Annotated in this window: 16 protein-coding genes; 6 read left to right on the forward strand and 10 right to left on the reverse strand. The window is 69.2% G+C overall.

Annotated features, from left to right (window positions below):
* The first annotated feature begins 141 nt into the window (after positions 1–141).
* On the forward strand, positions 142–1344 hold the full coding sequence (locus ACIBK0_RS04815; protein WP_399075616.1) for a hypothetical protein: 1203 nt from the start codon (positions 142–144) through the stop codon (positions 1342–1344).
* Between the two features lie 12 nt (positions 1345–1356).
* On the opposite strand, the gene ACIBK0_RS04820 is transcribed toward ACIBK0_RS04815, so the two are convergent.
* A complete protein-coding gene (locus ACIBK0_RS04820; RefSeq protein ID WP_399075618.1) occupies positions 1357–1887 on the reverse strand; it encodes a YbjN domain-containing protein in 531 nt (176 codons plus the stop codon).
* Between the two features lie 227 nt (positions 1888–2114).
* The gene (gene clpB, locus ACIBK0_RS04825) at positions 2115–4712 is read right to left on the reverse strand and encodes an ATP-dependent chaperone ClpB (RefSeq protein WP_399075620.1); all 2598 of its coding nucleotides are present in this window, start codon (positions 4710–4712) and stop codon (positions 2115–2117) included.
* Between the two features lie 136 nt (positions 4713–4848).
* On the opposite strand from clpB, the gene ACIBK0_RS04830 reads away from it, so the two are divergent.
* A complete protein-coding gene (locus ACIBK0_RS04830; RefSeq protein ID WP_399075622.1) occupies positions 4849–5262 on the forward strand; it encodes a pyridoxamine 5'-phosphate oxidase family protein in 414 nt (137 codons plus the stop codon).
* Positions 5263–5396: 134 nt separating this feature from the next.
* Here the strand turns inward: ACIBK0_RS04830 and ACIBK0_RS04835 are convergent, their stop codons facing one another.
* Positions 5397–5732 carry a hypothetical protein gene (locus ACIBK0_RS04835; protein WP_399075624.1) on the reverse strand — a complete coding sequence of 112 codons (336 nt, stop codon included), beginning with the start codon at positions 5730–5732 and terminating at the stop codon, positions 5397–5399.
* Between the two features lie 375 nt (positions 5733–6107).
* Here ACIBK0_RS04835 and ACIBK0_RS04840 point away from each other — a divergent pair, with 375 nt between their 5' ends.
* Entirely contained in the window at positions 6108–7052 is a 945-nt protein-coding gene (locus ACIBK0_RS04840; RefSeq protein ID WP_399075626.1) for a helix-turn-helix transcriptional regulator, read from the forward strand.
* A gap of 23 nt (positions 7053–7075) precedes the next feature.
* The gene (locus ACIBK0_RS04845) at positions 7076–7285 is read left to right on the forward strand and encodes a hypothetical protein (protein ID WP_399075628.1); all 210 of its coding nucleotides are present in this window, start codon (positions 7076–7078) and stop codon (positions 7283–7285) included.
* 78 nt (positions 7286–7363) lie between these two features.
* Here ACIBK0_RS04845 and ACIBK0_RS04850 read toward each other — a convergent pair whose 3' ends face one another.
* Positions 7364–8428, reverse strand: a complete 1065-nt coding sequence (locus ACIBK0_RS04850) for a LuxR C-terminal-related transcriptional regulator (RefSeq protein WP_399075630.1) — start codon at positions 8426–8428, stop codon at positions 7364–7366.
* 342 nt (positions 8429–8770) lie between these two features.
* On the opposite strand from ACIBK0_RS04850, the gene ACIBK0_RS04855 reads away from it, so the two are divergent.
* Positions 8771–9148 (forward strand): hypothetical protein, encoded by a 378-nt coding sequence (locus ACIBK0_RS04855; protein ID WP_399075632.1) that lies wholly within the window; start codon positions 8771–8773, stop codon positions 9146–9148.
* Positions 9149–9150: 2 nt separating this feature from the next.
* Positions 9151–11178, forward strand: a complete 2028-nt coding sequence (locus ACIBK0_RS04860; protein WP_399075634.1) for a PQQ-binding-like beta-propeller repeat protein — start codon at positions 9151–9153, stop codon at positions 11176–11178.
* Positions 11179–11251: 73 nt separating this feature from the next.
* Here ACIBK0_RS04860 and ACIBK0_RS04865 read toward each other — a convergent pair whose 3' ends face one another.
* From ACIBK0_RS04865 to ACIBK0_RS04890, 6 genes are all read right to left on the reverse strand, one after another.
* Positions 11252–12379 carry a sugar ABC transporter substrate-binding protein gene (locus tag ACIBK0_RS04865; RefSeq protein ID WP_399075636.1) on the reverse strand — a complete coding sequence of 376 codons (1128 nt, stop codon included), beginning with the start codon at positions 12377–12379 and terminating at the stop codon, positions 11252–11254.
* Between the two features lie 430 nt (positions 12380–12809).
* Positions 12810–13262, reverse strand: coding sequence for a heat shock protein transcriptional repressor HspR (locus ACIBK0_RS04870; RefSeq protein WP_399075639.1), 453 nt, complete (start codon positions 13260–13262; stop codon positions 12810–12812).
* A 5-nt stretch (positions 13263–13267) separates the two neighbouring features.
* Positions 13268–14449 (reverse strand): molecular chaperone DnaJ, encoded by a 1182-nt coding sequence (dnaJ, locus tag ACIBK0_RS04875; RefSeq protein ID WP_399075641.1) that lies wholly within the window; start codon positions 14447–14449, stop codon positions 13268–13270.
* 33 nt (positions 14450–14482) lie between these two features.
* Positions 14483–15139, reverse strand: a complete 657-nt coding sequence (gene grpE, locus ACIBK0_RS04880) for a nucleotide exchange factor GrpE (RefSeq protein ID WP_399075644.1) — start codon at positions 15137–15139, stop codon at positions 14483–14485.
* On the reverse strand, positions 15136–16986 hold the full coding sequence (dnaK, locus tag ACIBK0_RS04885; protein ID WP_399075647.1) for a molecular chaperone DnaK: 1851 nt from the start codon (positions 16984–16986) through the stop codon (positions 15136–15138). Before dnaK ends, grpE begins: the two co-directional genes overlap by 4 nt.
* A 158-nt stretch (positions 16987–17144) precedes the next feature.
* Positions 17145–18251, reverse strand: a complete 1107-nt coding sequence (locus ACIBK0_RS04890) for an MraY family glycosyltransferase (protein WP_399075649.1) — start codon at positions 18249–18251, stop codon at positions 17145–17147.
* Positions 18252–18270: the final 19 nt, after the last annotated feature.

Below are 18270 nucleotides of genomic sequence, written 5' to 3' on the forward strand. Positions count from 1 at the left end.
GCCGTCGGCAACTCGACGGGAGGCGCCTTCGATAGCACTGCGCGCGCCGTCTCCGCGGACGGCGCGCCGGGGCGAGGTGAACCGTACCCGCACGGAGGCACAAATCTAGCGAATTCCCCGTAGGGAAAGCACAGTTCGGGTGTGACCCACCCGAGTACCCTCGCTCGCCCCGCCCTCACGGAGCACGGGGACCGCGCCCACCCGTCGTCCCGCGCCGCGCGCAACCTGCCGAACGCCACGGTGACCGCGCTGGGGCTGTTCGCCGCCGCACGCCTCACCGGCATCCTCGTGCTCGCCGCGACCGCCTGGGCCACCGGCAAACACCCGCTCGTCCTGCTCGCGCGGTCCTGGGACTCGATCTGGTACCTGCACATCGCGGCGCACGGCTACGGCCGGACGACGTACTTCCAGCCCACCGTCGTCCACAGCGACCTGGCGTTCTTCCCGCTGTACCCGGCGCTGGTGCGCACCGCCACCGCCCTGACGCCGCTGAACGCGGGCACGGCGGGCCTGCTGGTGTCCTGGCTGGCGGCCGCGGCGGCCGCCTGCGGGGTGTACGCGATCGGGGCCCGGCTGTACGGCCGCGCGGTCGGCACCACTCTCGTCCTGCTCTGGGGCCTGCTCCCGCACTCGGTCGTGCTGTCGATGGCGTACACCGAGCCCGTACTGACCGCCTTCGCCGCCTGGTCGCTGTATGCGCTGCTCAGCGAGCGCTGGCTGTGGGCGGGCTCCCTCGCGGCGCTCGCGGGTCTTTCCCGGCCGAACGGGTTCGCGGTGGCGGCGGCGGTCCTCGCGGCGGCCGCGCAGGAGGCCTGGCGGCAGCGCGGCCGAAAAGTTCCCCACAGGCTGTGGACGGGCGCCGCGCTCGCGCCGCTCGGCTGGGGCGGCTACGTGCTGTGGGTGGGGCACCGCAAGGGCGATCCGCTCGGCGGCTACTTCGAGGTGCAGCGGCTGTGGGGCTCGCGCTTCGACTTCGGGGTGGGCTCGCTGCGCTTCATCAAGCACCTGCTGCTGCATGGGGACCGCTTCGTGTTTCCCGTGACGCTGCTGATCGTCACCGCGGCCGTCCTGCTGTACGCGCTGCTGATCGCCGACCGCACGCCCTTGCCGCTCCTCGTCTACAGCGGCGTACTGCTGCTGATCGCGCTCGGCGGCTCCGGCTTCTTCGAATCGAAGCCGCGCTTCCTGCTGCCGGCCTTCCCGCTGCTGCTGCCGCTGACGCGGGCGCTGGTGCGAACGGCGAGAGCCCGGCCCTGGCACGCGACCCTGGTGGTCGGCGCCCTGGCCGGGCTCTCGTTCGCATACGGCGCGTATCTGGTGGTGATCACCCACACGCCGCTGTGAGTTCCCGGAGGACTACTCCTCGTCGTCTTCGGGCTTCTCCGCCTCGTTGATCTCCTGCTCCAGGCCCAGCTGCTCGACGAGCCACTTGTCGAACTCGATGGCGGCCCGCACCCAGCTGACCGTCGACGAGACGAAGTGTTCCAGGCTGACGCCGGTGCCGATCAGCATCTGCGCCTCGCCGATCAGGCGGACGGTGCCGTCGTCGTGCGTGTGGCTGTAGACCTTGGGCCACAGCGTGCGGCGGTTCCAGTCGTCGATGGACTCCAGAAGCAAGGGCTTCTCGTCGATCTGGTGCGGCCGGTCGTAGAACGTACGCACCGAGAAGACCTGCTGGTCACCCTCGCCACGGAACATGAAATACGTACGGAACTGCTCCCACGGCGCCGCGAGGTCACCCTCGTCGTCGACGACGTACTTGAGCTCCATCTGGTCAAGGAGCTGCTTCACGAGGTCCTGATCCGGGACGACGGGGCCCGCGGGGCCGCCGGGCTGCGGCTCGGGCTGGCCCCCGAAGTTCGGAATCGAGGACGGGTCGATGCTCACCGTGTATTTCCCTTCGTACGGATTCTGCCATCCTCCCCCATCCGGGGAGGGGAGTGGCAACCCCTGACAGGGCCTGTCGCCCGGGGGCTGGCAAGATCCGGTCACGGGCACCGCCCGGGGCCCCTCCGCGAAGCCTCGGCACCGATCATCCGAAGGGTCTCGGCGCTGCTCTTCCGCAGCCTCGGCTCACCGGGCCGGACCTTCGCCCCGGCCCGGTGAGCGCGGCCCTACAGCGTCTTTCCCGTCGCCGGGCCCACGATCAGCCCGTCGCCGAACGCGTCCACCCGTACCGTGTCGCCGTCCTTGACCTCGCCCGCGAGGATCTCCTTGGCGAGGCGGTCGCCGATGGCGGTCTGGACGAGGCGGCGCAGCGGGCGTGCGCCGTACGCCGGGTCGTTGCCCTCGTCGGCGAGCCAGGCCAGGGCCGCGTCGGTGACCTCCAGGGTCAGCCGGCGCTCGGCGAGCCGCTTGGCGAGCCGGCCGATCTGGAGCCCCGCGATGCGCTCCAGCTCCTCCTTGTCGAGGGCGGAGAAGACCACCAGGTCGTCGAGGCGGTTGAGAAACTCCGGCTTGAAAGAGGCCCGCACGATGTCAAGGACCTGCTGCTTCTTCTCCTCCTCGGAGGTGAGCGGCTCGACAAGGAACTGGCTGCCCAGGTTCGAGGTGAGGATCAGGATGGTGTTGCGGAAGTCGACCGTCCGTCCCTGACCGTCCGTCAGCCGCCCGTCGTCCAGCACCTGGAGCAGGATGTCGAAGACCTCCGGGTGCGCCTTCTCGACCTCGTCCAGCAGGACGACGCTGTACGGGCGCCTGCGCACGGCCTCCGTCAGCTGGCCGCCCTCCTCGTAACCGACGTACCCGGGCGGGGCGCCGACCAGCCGCGCGACGGTGTGCTTCTCGCCGTACTCGCTCATGTCGATGCGGACCATGGCCCGCTCGTCATCGAAGAGGAAGTCGGCAAGTGCCTTGGCCAGTTCGGTCTTGCCGACGCCGGTGGGGCCGAGGAAGAGGAAGGAGCCGGTCGGGCGGTCCGGGTCGGCGATTCCGGCGCGGGTGCGGCGCACGGCGTCCGACACGGCCTGTACGGCCTCGGTCTGGCCGATGAGCCGACGGCCCAACTCCTGCTCCATGCGCAGCAATTTCTGGGTCTCGCCCTCCAGGAGCCGCCCGGCGGGAATGCCGGTCCAGGAGCCCACGACGTCGGCGATGTCGTCGGGCCCGACCTCTTCCTTCACCATCGTGTCCTTGGCGGCTTCCTCCTCCGCCTCGGAGGCCTCCTCCAAGTCCCTTTCCAGGGACGGGATCTCGCCGTACAGCAGCTTGGAGGCGGTGTCGAAGTCGCCGTCGCGCTGGGCGCGTTCGGCCTGGCCGCGCAGCTCGTCGAGCTTCTCCTTCAGCTCGCCGACGCGGTTGAGGGACTGCTTCTCCTTCTCCCAGCGGGCGGTGAGACCGCGCAGCTCCTCCTCCTTGTCGGCGAGGTCGCGGCGCAGCTTCTCGAGGCGCTCCTTGCTGGCGGCATCGGTCTCCTTGCCGATCGCCAGCTCCTCCATCTTGAGCCGGTCGACGGCGCGCTGGAGTTCGTCGATCTCGACGGGAGACGAGTCGATCTCCATACGCAGCCGGGACGCGGCCTCGTCGACGAGGTCGATGGCCTTGTCGGGCAGGAAGCGGGAGGTGATGTACCGGTCGGAGAGCGTCGCGGCCGCGACGAGCGCGCTGTCCGCGATCTGGACCTTGTGGTGGGCCTCGTAGCGCCCCTTGAGCCCGCGCAGGATCGCGATGGTGTCCTCGACGGTGGGCTCGGCGACCAGCACCTGCTGGAACCGCCGCTCCAGCGCCGGGTCCTTCTCGATCCGCTCGCGGTACTCGTCGAGCGTCGTGGCACCGACCATCCGCAGCTCACCACGGGCGAGCATGGGCTTGAGCATGTTCCCGGCGTCCATGGCGGAGTCGCCGCCGGCCCCGGCGCCCACGACGGTGTGCAACTCGTCGATGAAGGTGATGATCTGCCCGTCGGAGTCCTTGATCTCGGCAAGGACGGTCTTGAGCCGCTCCTCGAACTCACCGCGGTACTTCGCGCCCGCGACCATCGCGCCGAGGTCGAGCGCGACGAGCCGCTTGTCCTTGAGGGACTCGGGCACGTCGCCCTTCACGATGCGCTGGGCGAGCCCCTCGACCACAGCCGTCTTGCCGACACCGGGCTCACCGATGAGGACGGGGTTGTTCTTGGTCCGGCGGGACAGCACCTGCACCACCCGCCGGATCTCCTGATCGCGGCCGATGACGGGGTCGAGCTTGCCCTCGCGCGCCGCGGCCGTGAAGTCGGTACCGAACTTTTCGAGCGCCTTGTACTGGCCCTCGGGATCCGGGGTCGTCACCCGGCGCCCTCCCCTGGTCTTCTGGAACGCCTCAAGCAGCTTTTTCGCACTGGCACCCTGCTGGGAGAGTACGTCGCCGGTCTGGCCGCCCTTCGCGGCGATACCGAGGAGCAGGTGCTCCGTGGAGAGGTAGTCGTCGCCGAGCTCCTTGGCGCGCTCTGCGGCGTCGGCGATGACGGCGAGCAGCTCGCGGTTGGGCTGCGGGGGCGCGACGGTGGACCCGGTCACGCTGGGCAGGCCCGCGAGGACGCGTTCGGCCCCGGCGCGGACGGAGGCCTGGTCGGCGTCGACGGCGGCCAGCAGATCAATGATGTTCTCGTTGTCCTGCCCCCCGAGCAGCGCCAGCAGCAGGTGCGCAGGGGTCAGGTCCGGGTGCCCCTCGGACACGGCCCGGTTGGTGGCCGCGTTGATCGCATCCCGGCTCCTGTTGGTCAGCTCGGCGTCCACGGTCGCGTTCTCCTCCTTGCGTCAGCGGTCCTGCATACGTCCCTCGCGCATGCATCCCTCATGCTGAGTGTGCCAACGGACACAAAGTTGAGTCTATTCCACTCAAGGGCGTGTCGGGGGCGTAGATTCGGGCCTCATGGCTTCGTATCCGGTGGACCCGCGGCAGCCCGACGCCGCCTACCTCAGCTTCTGGCGCGAGCGGCACCTGTGCACGCTCTCGACACTCCGCCCCGACGGGAGCCCGCACGTGGTGCCGGTCGGGGTGACCTACGACCCCGAGGCGGGCCTGGCCCGGGTGATCACCAACAAGTCCAGCGCGAAGGTGGGTCACGTACTGGCGGCGGGGGCGGACGGGGCGCGAGTCTCGGTCTGCCAGGTGGACGGCCGCCGCTGGGCGACGCTGGAGGGGCGGGCGACGGTATCCGTCGAGCCGGCGCGCGTCGCGGAGGCGGAGCGACGGTACGCGGAGCGGTACGGGCGGGTGCCGTCGCCCAACCCGTCCCGGGTGGTGATCGAGATCGAACTGACCTCGGCGATGGGGCGCGGCTGATTTCAGCCGCTCTCGGTATGCGCCGATACCTGGAGGTTTCACGTAAAACTGCAGCGGCGTCACCGTGTTCAGGTCACGGTGACGCCGCTGCGGGGGGAAGTACCTGCGCGATCTACTACGACGGGGGAATCGCGTCAGGCACTGCGGGGGGTGGCTGCAATGGTCTGTACGTCCGGGATTTCCGGTTCGGCCAGCTGGTGGTCGCGCTGGTCGAGGTTCACAAAGATCATTCCGTAACGGATGGCACACCTGACTGGCTGTGGCGCCCCCCGAGGCCGTCGCAGACACCGGTACGCTCGCACGTCGTCCTCTTCGTCCCGGGTGACCACCACCGGTTCCCCGAACACGGTCACCATCAGCGAGTCACCGCTGTGGGGGATGGCGGTGGCCAGGTCGATGAAGTGCCAGCCGGAGCGGTAGGCGGTGGCCATTTCTCGGCGGAACGAGCGGTCATCGGGAGGAGTGGTCATATCAGGCCCAGACACTGTCGTCTTCGCCAGCCGGAGCCACCGGCCAGACGCTGTCACCAGCAATCACGACGGTCGCGGCCGCCGCCGGCCAGACACTGTCCGCCCTGGCGTCGCCCTTCGCATCGGAGAGACCGCTCAGCGCTCCGAAGGCCATAACGGCGGAGAAGGCGGCGACAAGCGCCGAGCGAAGCATTTTGTTACGCATAGTCGGCTTCGTCCTCACTTGAAGGTCCCCTCTTCCCCCGTCGGATACGACGATGGCTCATTCGGGCACGTCATGGCCACACAATCGATGCATCATGTTCCTGCACGTTCAGGACCCTGGGGGGTGGAGTTTTGGCAATAAATGGGACTAGAGGGACACATCCCCATGCGGTGACCCAGCTGTGCGAGGAAGGGGGCCGCATCTACGCGAATGCACTGCGCACAGGACGCATCGCTCGCGCGGACGTGGAATCCGCTCCCTGCCTGATGGAGTTCGCCCTGCTGCACCCCGATCCTGACGACGCGAACTGGTTGCGTCCGGTACCACCGTCCATCGCTCTGGCCCAGCGTCTCAACCCCATAGAGCACGAGATCACCGAACGCCGGCGCTTGTCGATCGAACTGGCCGATGCTTTCGAGCCGTTCATGGCGCTCAGTGCCCAGGCCACGGCGACCACGCACTCGATCACTGTGCTGGAGGGCAACGGCCGGATCAACGCAGCGCTCGACCTGGCCACGGCCCAGTGCCAGGTCGAGATGCTCACGGTCCAGCCCAGCGGTCCTCGCCCCGAGCGCAATCTCATCCAGGGGCTGGAACGCGACAGGCCCCTGATCGAACGTGGTGTGCGGATCCGGACTCTCTATCAGCACACGGCTCGGTACAGCCCGGAGAAGCTGGCCTACGTGAGCCAGCTCTCCAACGGCAAGGTGGAGCACCGCACCATCGACGAACTGGTCGAGCGCCTCATCATCTGCGACGAGACCGTGGCCTTCATCCCCACCCGTGACGACCAGCAGGTCGCGCTGGAGCTTCGCCACCCGGGCCTCGTCCGCTACCTGATCAAGGTCTTCGAGTTCATGTGGGGCCGTGCGGTCCCGCTGACCACCGGCGCCCCCTATGAGACCGCCCCCGACGGCATCACGGAGATCCAGCATTCCATCGCCAAGCTCCTGGTGGAAGGCCACGTGGACGAGGCCATAGCCCGCCGCCTCGGCATGAACGTCCGCACCTGCCGGGCCCACATAGCCAAACTGGCCACCGCCCTCGGCAGCGGGAGCCGCGCCCAACTCGGCTTTCTCATAGCGCAGTCCGGCATCCTGAAACAGGATCACTGAGCGCTGACGGAGGAACGGAACGGGTGACCACCGGGGGACACGGGCACGGAGTCGACGAACTGTGCGAAGCAGGTCTGGAGTTGTACGCCCGCGCGCTGCGCGAGGGGCGTGTGCGGGGTGAAGCCGCCGAAGGCGCCCCCTGCCTGATCGACTTCAGCCTGCTCCAGCCGGAGGTCGAGGACCTGTACTGGCTGGAACCCGTCGCACCGGCGGTCGCCCTCCACTCGGCATGAACGTCCGCACCGTCCGCGTCCACATCGCCGGACTCGCCGCCACTCTCGGCGGTGGGAGCCGGGCCCAACTCGACTACCTCATAGGGAAGTCGAGGATCCTCGATCAGGAACACCAGGGGGCCCGGGAGCAACCCCAGGAACGGTGATCGTCTCGAGTTCCGGGGTCCGCGGAGGTCCGTCCAGGCCCGCCTGGGCGATGCGGACGCCCAACTGGGTGCGGCTGGCCGCGCCCAGGGTCTCCGACAGGCGCGCGATGTGCGCCCGGCAGGTACGGACGCTGATCCCGAGCCGTTCCGCGACCACCGCGTCCTGGTGGCCCTCGGCCAGGAGCGCGGCGATGGAGCGTTCGCGGTGCGTGATGCCCTCGATGCCCGTCGACGGGAGCGGGGACGTCAGCGGGATCGCCAGGCGCCACAGCCGCTCGAAGACCGTGACCAGGTAGTCGACGACGGCGGGGTGGCGCAGTTCCAGGGCGATCGTGCGGTCCGGGTTCGCAGGGATGAAGGCGACCTTGCGGTCGAAGAGGATCAGCCGCTCGACGACCTCGTCGAGGGTACGGGCCTCCGCCGCGTCGCCCATCAGCTCCATGTAGTTGAGCAGGCCCTGGCCGTGCCGGGCCACGTGCGTGTACAGGTCGCGCATGCGCACGCCGCGGCGGCGCATCTCCAACGCCCGGTGCAGGCCTTCGGAGAGTTCGTCCTCGCGACGGATACCGCCCGGCTGCACGGTCAGGACCTCGCTCGTGCACTCCTCGGTCGCCTTGTCCATGGCGGCCCGGATCCGCGGCAGTCCGTCCAGGACGCGGATCGCCACGCCCTCGGCCGGCGCCTGGACGCGCCCGCCGAGTCCCGCGTACCACTCGAACGCGGACACCGCGTCGCCCACCCGCGCCTGGCTCGCACTGACCTCCTCGTACACCCCCCGCAGCAGTCGTGTCATGACCTCCTGCGGCGAGGTCGGCACCAGCCACCCCATGTCGTCGGGGTCGGGGTGCAGCAGCGCCAACTCCAGCAGACAGGGCACCGTTTCCGCGTCCTCGCGGGGCACGCGGCCGCGCCGCACGGCCCGGGAGTACACCCGGTCGCCGACCTCGCACAGTCGGTCAGCGCCGTGCGGATGCCTGTCCGTACCGTGCCCGGCCATCTCCCACCCCTGGCTCCAACCCTGGCGTAAGCCCCGAGTTCCGGCGTCTTTCTCAGCGCAACTACCCGCGTTCCGGCGCCTTCCGCAGCGCAACTATGCGCGGCCCCGTCCGGCATCGCAACACGGCTCCCCCGCCCGCGCGCTCCATCTCGCCCGTATTTGCGGGTAAAAGACCCCACCTCCGCCCTGTCGCTTGCAACAAGATGACGGTGGCGCCGCCTCGGCACCCGGTGCATCGTGGAACCACCTGAGGTCCCCCCGAGCTACGTCGACTTCCGGGAAAATCTCCCCGCCAGCCATCCCGGTTCACCACACTGGGACGTACGGGGAGGTAGGGACGCCATGGATGTACTGCTGGGTCTGACGCCGGACGGTGACGCGGATCCCGAGGAGGTCGAGGGACTGGCCGCCCGGCTCCGTGCCGAGTTGCGCGAACTCGACATCGAAGCGCTGCGCCCCCTCTCCGACGGCGGCCCACCCGACGGCGCCAAGGCGGTCGATCCGGTCACCGTCGGCGCCGTCGTGCTCGCCCTGAGCGCTCCGGGCGGGGTGCTCACCTCGCTCGTGGAGACGCTGCGGGACTGGCTCGGCCGGCAGTCCGCCCGGAACCGTATCTCGGTGACCATCGACGGAGACACGCTCGAACTGGAGCAGGCGTCCGCCGACGAACGCCGGGAGCTGATCGACCAGTTCGTGCGCCGCCACCGGTCGGGAGAATAGCCGTGGGCCGCCGAACCGCCCTGTTGATCGCGACGTACGCATACCAGGACGAAGGGCTACGGCAACTGACCGCTCCGGGGCATGACGCGGAGGCATTCGCCGAGGTTCTGCGTGACCCGGACATCGCCGGGTTCGACGTCGACATTCTCATCAACGAACCACACCACCGCGTCGGCGAGGCCCTCGGCGAACACTTCCACAACCGCCGCCACGACGACCTCACCCTGCTGTACTTCACCGGCCACGGCCTCAAGGACGACGAGGGCCGGCTGCACCTCGCCATGGCCAACACTCGCCGTGACAACCTCATGTTCACCTCACTGCCGGCCGAACAGATCGACCGGGCCATGGCCGGCTGTATGTCACGACGCCAGGTACTGATCCTCGACTGCTGCTACAGCGGTGCCTTCCCGGCCGCCGCCCGGCTCGCCAAGGCCGACGGTGAAGTCCACACCTTGGAGCGGTTCCAGGGGCGCGGCCGCACCGTTCTGACCGCCTCCGACGCCACCCAGTACTCGTTCGAGGGCGATCAAGTACACGGCACTGCCCCGCAGTCGGTCTTCACCCGCCATCTCGTGCAGGGCCTGCGCGAGGGCACCGCCGACCTCGACGGCGACGGCAACATCACCCTCGACGAGCTGTACGCCTACGTCCATGACAAGGTCGTCGACGAGATGCCGCAGCAACGCCCCAAGAAGCAGGACAACGTCGAGGGCCGCATCGTCATCGCCCGGAACATCAACTGGGCCCTGCCCGCCCATCTTCGGAACGCGCTGCGCAGCCCCATCGCGACGGACCGGCTCGGCGCCGTGGAGTCGCTCGCCCACCTGTACCGGGTCGGCAACGAGACCGTACGCCGACGTACGGCTGAGGAACTGGGGCGCCTGGCGGACGACGACAGCCGAAGCGTCTCCAGCACAGCCGCCGCCCACCTCCGGGACCAGCCTGCCCCTGCCGCCGAGGACGCCACGCCAAGGCCAACGCCCGCCCTCGCCACGGTCGTCCCCCCGCCCGCTGTACCTGTCGCAGGGGAAGCCGTGCCTCCCGCTCCCCCACGGACCCCCGGCACCGTACGGTGGAGTTTCCCGACCGGCGGCTGCGTGCAGTCCGTGCCGACCGTCGTGGACGGTGTTGTGTACGTCGGCAGCGACTCCGGCGTTGTGTACGCCCTCGACGCCGCCACCGGACGCGAGAAATGGAGCCGCTTCCTCCAAGTCGGCGCCGTCCGGTCGGCACCGAAGGTCGACGGCAATCTCGTGTACGTCCCCGCGAACCGGAAGCTGTTCGCCATAGATATCCGCAGCGGACGGATCGACTGGGAGTCGGCCCTGTCCGGCCCGGCAACCGCGACGGTGGGGACGGCCGCCGACTGCGTGTACATCTGCAGCCTCAATACGCTGAGGGTGCTCCACGCCGCGGACGGCACCGAGGCCTGGGCGCGGGGTGGAGACGGCCTGCCGCGCTACCGGTGGGTGGTACTGGCCGGCCAGGTGGCGATCATCGGCAACAACAGCAGGCACGTGTACGCCATCGACGGCCTCTCCCGAAAGAGGAAGTGGCGCGCCCGCGTCCCCGCCGGCCCCGTCTCCGGCCCGACCGCCCTGGCCGACGGGGTCCTCTACGTCGGGAGCAAGCACGGCGATCTGCACGCCCTCGACACGTTGACCGGAGCCAGGATATGGCTCAGCTCCCTCGGCAGCCCCATCCAGTCCAGCCCCGCGGTCGCGGACGGGACGGTCTTTGTCGGCAACGACGACGCCCGCCTGTTCGCCGTCCACGCCGCGACCGGAGACTGGAGATGGCGGTTCACGGCCGACGGACCCATCCGGTCCACGCCGATCGTGGCGGGCACGACCGTGTACTTCGGCAGCGACGACGGCAACGTCTACGCCGTGGACACCGCCACCGGTCTGGAGCGGTGGCGGTTCCCCACGGGCCGGCCCGTGCGGTCCTCGCCCGCCGTCGCGGACGGACTGGTGTACGTGGGCAGCGACAGCGAATTCCTGTACGCCATCGAGGCCGCGGACTGAACCACCGGCGGATTCACCGATTGGCCCACTCGGGCAGGGCGCAAGCCCTCACCCCGAGTGGGTCAAGTGAGTCCTACTTGATGCCGTTCGCGCTGCACGCCGCCTTGTAGCCGGCCGTGCAGATCTGCTTGACGGTGTAGATGCCGTCCTGGAGCACCGTGTCCTTGATGTTGTCCTTCTTGAGCGCGACAACGGGGACGAGCTGGGCCGGAATGTCCTTGTTCGAGGGGCTGTCGACCTTGTCGCGGGTGAGGGCGTCGAACTCGATCGAGCGGCCCTGGACCTTTGCCACGGCCATCTCGGCGGCCGCGGTGGCCTCCTGCGGGTACGACTTGTAGACGCTCATGAACTGGTCGCCCTTGAGGATGCGCTGCACCGCGTCGAGCTCGGCGTCCTGGCCGGTGACCGGCGGCACCGTGCTGACGCCCGCGGTCTTCAGGGCGTCGATGACTGCGCCCGCGAGACCGTCGTTGGCGGAGTAGACACCGGCGATGTTGTTGAGGCCGACCGCGGCGATCGCCTTCTCCATGTTGGCCTTGGCGTTGACCGGGTTCCAGTCCTTGGTGTCGTAGGACTTGGCGATGACGACCTTGTCCTTGAGTTCGGAGATGGCGCCCGACTTGAACTGCGCGGCGTTCGGGTCGGTGGTCGCGCCGTTCATCATGATGATCTTCTTCGAGGCCGAGTTGCTGCCCAGCGCCCCGACGAGCTCCTTGCCCTGGACCTCGCCGACGAGCTCGTTGTCGAAGGAGATGTACGCGTCGATCGGCCCCTGCGCCAGGCGGTCGTAGGCGATGACGGGGATGCCCGCCGCCTTGGCCTTCTGCACGCCGCTCGCGATGGCCTGGGAGTCCACCGCGTCCACGAGGATGACGTCGACCTTGTCGTCCACCATCTGCTGGAGCTGGGTGTTCTGCTTGGCCGCGTCCTGCTCGGCGTTGGCGTAGACGACCTTGCCCTTGTTGCTGGTGAGCTTCTCGACCTGCTCCTTGATGATGGGGTAGTCGAACTTCTCGTAACGGGTGTTCTCCTTCTCCGGGAGGAGCAGGCCCACCTCGATGTCGTCGCCCTTCGTGGGGCTGGCCTTGGTGTCGCTGCCGCCGATTCCGTCCACGACGCCGCAGCCGGCGAGGGTGACGGCCATGGCGGACGAGGCCAGGGATATGACGGTACGACGCAGACGGGTGTTACGAGTGTTCACATCAGGTGCCTTCCGGGCGAGGTTGCAGCATTGCGACCCAGGTGGCTGAAAGCCAACGCGGCGATCACCTCAGCGTCAAGGACTAGCCACTTAACGAGATGGCAACAGCGTTCCGTGTTCCCCAAGTGAACACGATGGGAAGAGGGTACGCCCCTGCCTTCCAGCAATCCCCATGGCTTCACCTTCTGTCATCCACCGTCGCACAACCAACTCCCGTCGCGACCCAGGACGGCCTCCGGACGTCCCGCCTCGACGGCAGCCGCAAGGCCGACCTCTGGAAGAGCGTGTCGTCGACGGTGAAGAAGACCGTCAACCTCACCGGCTACCGGGTCTACCGGCGCCTCCAGGGCAGCGACCTGGACGAAGCTGACGACCACGACAAAAGGGGCCCGGAGAAATCCTCCGGGCCCCTTTCACGTGCGCGCGGGCGTCAGTCCGACTGCTGCTGCCGCTTCGGCCGCCACACCACGAGCGCGCTGGTCTGCTGGACCTCCTGGTACGGGACCAGGTCGCGGCGGTACGAGGCATGGACGGCCGCCTCGCGTTGCTGCATGGCGGCTGCCGCACCGTCGAGGGCCGATTGCAGTTCCGCCACGCGGGACTGGAGCGCGGCGACCTGGTTCTCCAGCTCGATGATGCGCTTGATGCCGGCCAGGTTGATGCCCTCGTCCTGCGACAACTGCTGGACGGTGCGCAGCAGTTCGATGTCGCGAGCCGAGTAGCGCCGGCCCCGCCCGGCGGTGCGGTCGGGGGAGACCAGGCCGAGGCGGTCGTACTGGCGCAGGGTCTGCGGATGCAGGCCGGAGAGCTGGGCCGCCACCGAGATGACGTAGACCGGGGTTTCCTCGGTCAGTTCGTACGGGTTGCGTCGACGGCCGTCCATCCCTCTCAAGCTCCCTTCGCGGCCTGGAACAGCTCCGCCCGCGGGTCCTCACCCGCGGTCGCCTCGCGATACGCCTCCAGGGCGTCACGAGCCTTGCCCGACATGTCCGTGGGGACCGCGACCTCGACGGTGACCAGGAGGTCGCCCCGCGAGCCGTCCTTGCGGACCGCACCCTTGCCGCGGGCCCGCATCGTGCGGCCGTTGGGCGTGCCGGGCGGCAGCTTCAGGGTGACCGGCGGTCCGCCGAGGGTCGGCACCCGCACCTCGCCGCCGAGCGCCGCCTCCGCGAAGGTGACGGGCACGGTGACGGTGAGGTTGTCGCCCTTGCGGCCGAAGACCGGGTGGGCGCCCACATGGACGGTGACGTACAGGTCGCCCGCAGGGCCGCCCCGTTCGCCGGGAGCTCCCTTGCCGCGCAGCCGGATCCGCTGGCTGTCACTGACTCCGGCCGGGATACGGACCTGCATGGTCCGGGAGGACTTGGCGCGCCCCGATCCGTTGCACACCAGGCAGGCGTGCTCCGCGATCAGGCCGCGGCCCTTGCAGTCCGGGCAGGGGTCGGTGAGCGAGAAACCGCCGCCCGAACCCCGCGCGACCTGGCCGGTGCCGACACAGGTCGGGCACACGCGCGGCGTGCCGTTCTTGTCGCCGGTGCCCGAACAGGCCTTGCAGGGCGCCTGCGACGTCATCCGCAGCGGAACCGTCGCGCCGTCCACCGCCTCGGTGAAGCTCAGCGTCACCTCGGTGTCGATGTCCTGGCCGCGCCGGGGCTGCGTACGGGTGCCGGTGGTCGCGCCGCCGCGATTGAACAGGCCCCCGAAGACATCACCGATGCCGCCGCCGAAGCCGCCTCCCGCGCCCTGTCCCTGGGCGCCGCCTCCGAAGAGGTCGCCCAGGTCGAAGTTGAAGGAGCCGCCCCCGGCGCCGGGACCCGGACGGAAGCCGCCGTTGCCGAAGAGGGCGCGTGCCTCGTCGTACTCCTTGCGCTTCTTGGGGTCGCCGAGCACGTCGTTGGCCTCGGAGATCTCCTTGAAGCGCTCCTCGGCCTTCGCGTTGCCCTTGTTGGCGTCCGGGTGGAACTCGCGGGCGAGCTTCCGGTACGCCTTCTTGATCTCGGCCTCGGTGGCGTCCTTGGGGACGCCGAGGACCTTGTAGAAGTCCTTCTCGATGAAGTCCTTGGTGCTCATCCTCAGCGTCCCTCCTCTCTTATGCGTTCAACGTCAGCCCTCGTCCGGGCCACCGCTCTCCTTGTCGTCGGCCGCCTCGGCCTCGTCGGCCTTGACGGTCTGCGCCCCCGGCTGAGGCTCGGCGACGGCCACCCGCGCGGGGCGGATGGTGCGCTCGCCGATGCGATACCCCGGCTGCAGAATCGCCACGCACGTCGTCTCGGTGACGTCGGGCGCGTACGAGTGCATCAGGGCCTCGTGGATCGTCGGGTCGAAGGGCTCGCCCTCCTTGCCGAACTGCTGCAGACCCATCTTCGCCGCGACGGTCTCCAGGGACTCGGCCACCGACTTGAAGCCGCCGACCAGTTCACCGTGATCCCGTGCCCGGACGATGTTGTCGAGCACGGGCAGGAGCTCGGTCAGGAGGTTCGCGATGGCGATCTCCTTGACCGCGATCCGGTCGCGCTCGACCCGTCGGCGGTAGTTCTGGAACTCGGCCTGGAGCCGCTGGAGGTCCGCCGTGCGCTCGTTGAGCGCCGTGCGTGCCTGGTCCAGCTGGGCCGTCATGCCGACCAACTGTGCTGCTGCGTCCCCGTCCGGGGCCGCCGCCCCCTCCGAAGAGGGGGTGGCGGTCTGCGGCTCGGCGTCGTCAGAGGTGGCGCCGGAGGGGACGTCAGGCTTCTCCTCGAAGCCCGGGGTCTCCTCCGTCACGCGGCACCGTCCTTACGGTCCTCGTCGACGATCTCGGCGTCGACGACGTCGTCGTCGGCCTTGGCCTGCTCGGCACCCGGCGCGCCCTCGGCGCCACCGGCGGCCTGCGCGGCCTGGGCGTCGGCGTACATCGCCTGGCCCAGCTTCTGCGAGACGGCGGCGACCTTCTCGGTGGCCGTACGGATCTCGGCGGTGTCCTCGCCCTTGAGCGCGGCCTTCAGCTCCTCGACGGACGCCTCGACCTCGGTCTTGACCTCGCCGGGGACCTTGTCCTCATTGTCCTTGAGGAACTTCTCCGTCTGGTAGACGAGCTGCTCGCCCTGGTTGCGGGTCTCGGCGGCCTCGCGGCGGGCGTGGTCCTCCTCCGCGTACTTCTCGGCCTCCTGGCGCATCCGGTCGACCTCGTCCTTCGGCAGCGAGGAGCCGCCGGTGACGGTCATCTTCTGCTCCTTGCCCGTGCCGAGGTCCTTCGCGGTCACGTGCATGATGCCGTTGGCGTCGATGTCGAAGGCGACCTCGATCTGCGGGACACCGCGCGGGGCCGGCGGCAGACCGGTCAGCTCGAACATCCCGAGCTTCTTGTTGTACGCCGCGATCTCGCGCTCGCCCTGGTAGACCTGGATCTGCACGGAGGGCTGGTTGTCCTCGGCGGTGGTGAAGATCTCGGACCGCTTGGTCGGGATCGTCGTGTTCCGCTCGATGAGCTTCGTCATGATGCCGCCCTTGGTCTCGATACCGAGGGACAGCGGGGTCACGTCGAGGAGCAGGACGTCCTTGACCTCACCCTTGAGGACACCGGCCTGGAGGGCGGCGCCGATGGCGACGACCTCGTCCGGGTTCACACCCTTGTTGGCCTCGTTGCCACCGGTCAGCTCCTTGACGAGCTCGGCGACGGCGGGCATACGGGTGGAGCCACCGACGAGAACGACGTGGTCGATCTCGGAGAGGTTGATGCCCGCGTCCTTGATGACGTTGTGGAACGGCGTCTTGCAGCGCTCCAGAAGGTCGGCGGTGAGCTGCTGGAACTGGGCGCGCGTGAGCTTCTCGTCCAGGTGCAGCGGGCCCTCGGCGGACGCCGTGATGTAGGGCAGGTTGATCGAGGTCTCGGTGGACGAGGACAGCTCGATCTTGGCCTTCTCAGCGGCCTCGCGGAGGCGCTGGAGGGCCATCTTGTCCTTGGAGAGGTCCACGCCGTGGCCGCTCTGGAACTGCTTCACCAGGTAGTCGACGACACGCTGGTCCCAGTCGTCACCACCGAGGTGGTTGTCACCATTGGTGGCCTTCACCTCGACGACGCCGTCGCCGATCTCCAGCAGGGACACGTCGAAGGTGCCGCCACCGAGGTCGAAGACGAGGATGGTCTGGTCGTCCTTGTCGAGACCGTAGGCCAGGGCGGCGGCGGTGGGCTCGTTGACGATGCGCAGGACGTTCAGACCCGCGATCTCACCCGCCTCCTTCGTCGCCTGACGCTCGGAGTCGTTGAAGTACGCCGGGACGGTGATGACCGCGTCCGTGACCTTCTCACCCAGGTAGGCCTCGGCGTCGCGCTTCAGCTTCTGCAGGATGAAGGCGGAGATCTGCTGGGGGTTGAAGTCCTTCCCGTCCAGGTTGATCTTCCAGTCCGTACCCATGTGACGCTTCACCGAGCGGATGGTCCGGTCCACGTTCGTGACCGCCTGGCGCTTGGCGACCTCGCCGACGAGCACCTCACCGTTCTTGGCGAAGGCGACGACGGACGGCGTGGTCCTGGCGCCTTCGGCGTTGGTGATGACGGTGGGCTCGCCGCCCTCCAGAACGCTGACGACGGAGTTAGTCGTGCCCAGGTCGATGCCGACCGCACGTGCCATTTCGATTCCTCCAGCAATGACTTGAGTGGAACGGACTCAAGTGTGCATGACGCCCGCCTCTCGGTCAACAGAGCTGAGTCGAGGGGGCTCAACTCTTATCTCTTCCTTACGCGCAAGAGGGGTCTGAACTGCGACTTTGCCGCCTCGGCTGAAGGATTTCAACCCCGTCCGGCACCCATCAGCCCGCCCGGCGCTTGCCGACGAGGCCGTTCCGGCCGATAGGGCGGCCTGGGGGCGCCGCATTCATGGGTAGCCTCTCGCCGGGCCCCGGGGGACGGAATCGGGTAGGGGCGGCTGCGAGGGCGAGGAACCGGACGCACAGCCCCCACGACCGCGACAAGCGCGACGGCACCCGCCACCCACCACGCGACCCCTGCCCCCACCCACCCCAGGTCGATGAGCAACCCCACCACCACCCCGGCGAACGCGGCGACCCCGATGACGACCACGGCCCCCTGCCGGGTCAGCCCGACCCGCCGCAGCCGGTGCACAAGATGGTCCGGCGCGGATCGCAGCGGCGGCCGCCCGGCGCACCGCCGCGACACGAGCACCAGCACGGCATCGGCACTGGCCACCGCCGTCAGCGCGAACCCGCCCCCGAGCCCCGGCCCGACCTCCCGCCCGGCCTGCACCAGCACGACCGCCGAGGCCAGCACGAACCCGGCGAACAGCGCACCGCACCGCCCCGGCACGATCCGGGCCGGCGGCCATCCGTGCATCAGGAACCCGGTGAGCGCGGCGGCCAGCATGCTCAGCAGCGCCGCGAGTCCGTCCATGAGTTCGGCGGCGGCACACCCGCTGAGCGCGAAGGCGGTGATGACGCCGACGGTCCCCATCACCCCGTCGGCGTGATCGAGCGAGTCGAAGGCGTGCACGACGAGGACGATCCAGGCGACGGCCAGCACCCCGGCCGGCAGCCCCAGTTCGTCGTACGGCACGGTCAGCGCGGCGGCACCCACCACGCCGACGACCCGCACCGCGAACGGCACGGCCCAGAGATCGCCGGCCAGACCCAGCACGGCGACCCCGATCCCGGCCATCAGCACCCGTTCGGCCTCCGGACCCAACGGGGCGACGTCCGTCCAGTCCCCGATCCCGGCCACGAACGCCGTGCCGACGACGACGGCCACCCCGCCGAGCAGCGGAACCGGCCGCACACGGCGCCGCTCGACCACCCCTAGGCGTAGGGCGAACATCCGCAGCTGCGCGCTGAGCGCGGCGGTGAGCAACAGGGCGGCCGTGGCGGCGGCGATTCCGTACAACACGTCGCTAATTTAGGCGTGA

Source organism: Streptomyces sp. NPDC050564, from assembly GCF_044457265.1.
In the GTDB taxonomy this organism is placed as follows: Bacteria; Actinomycetota; Actinomycetes; order Streptomycetales; family Streptomycetaceae; genus Streptomyces.

Excerpts from the sequence above, each read along its gene's own strand:
- ACIBK0_RS04850 (WP_399075630.1), bottom strand. The coding sequence starts at position 8,428 with ATGGCCGGGCACGGTACGGACAGGCATCCGCACGGCGCTGACCGACTG.
- ACIBK0_RS04855 (WP_399075632.1), top strand. The coding sequence starts at position 8,771 with ATGGATGTACTGCTGGGTCTGACGCCGGACGGTGACGCGGATCCCGAG.
- ACIBK0_RS04835 (WP_399075624.1), bottom strand. The coding sequence starts at position 5,732 with ATGACCACTCCTCCCGATGACCGCTCGTTCCGCCGAGAAATGGCCACC.
- ACIBK0_RS04830 (WP_399075622.1), top strand. The coding sequence starts at position 4,849 with ATGGCTTCGTATCCGGTGGACCCGCGGCAGCCCGACGCCGCCTACCTC.
- ACIBK0_RS04870 (WP_399075639.1), bottom strand. The coding sequence starts at position 13,262 with ATGGACGGCCGTCGACGCAACCCGTACGAACTGACCGAGGAAACCCCG.
- dnaJ (WP_399075641.1), bottom strand. The coding sequence starts at position 14,449 with ATGAGCACCAAGGACTTCATCGAGAAGGACTTCTACAAGGTCCTCGGC.
- dnaK (WP_399075647.1), bottom strand. The coding sequence starts at position 16,986 with ATGGCACGTGCGGTCGGCATCGACCTGGGCACGACTAACTCCGTCGTC.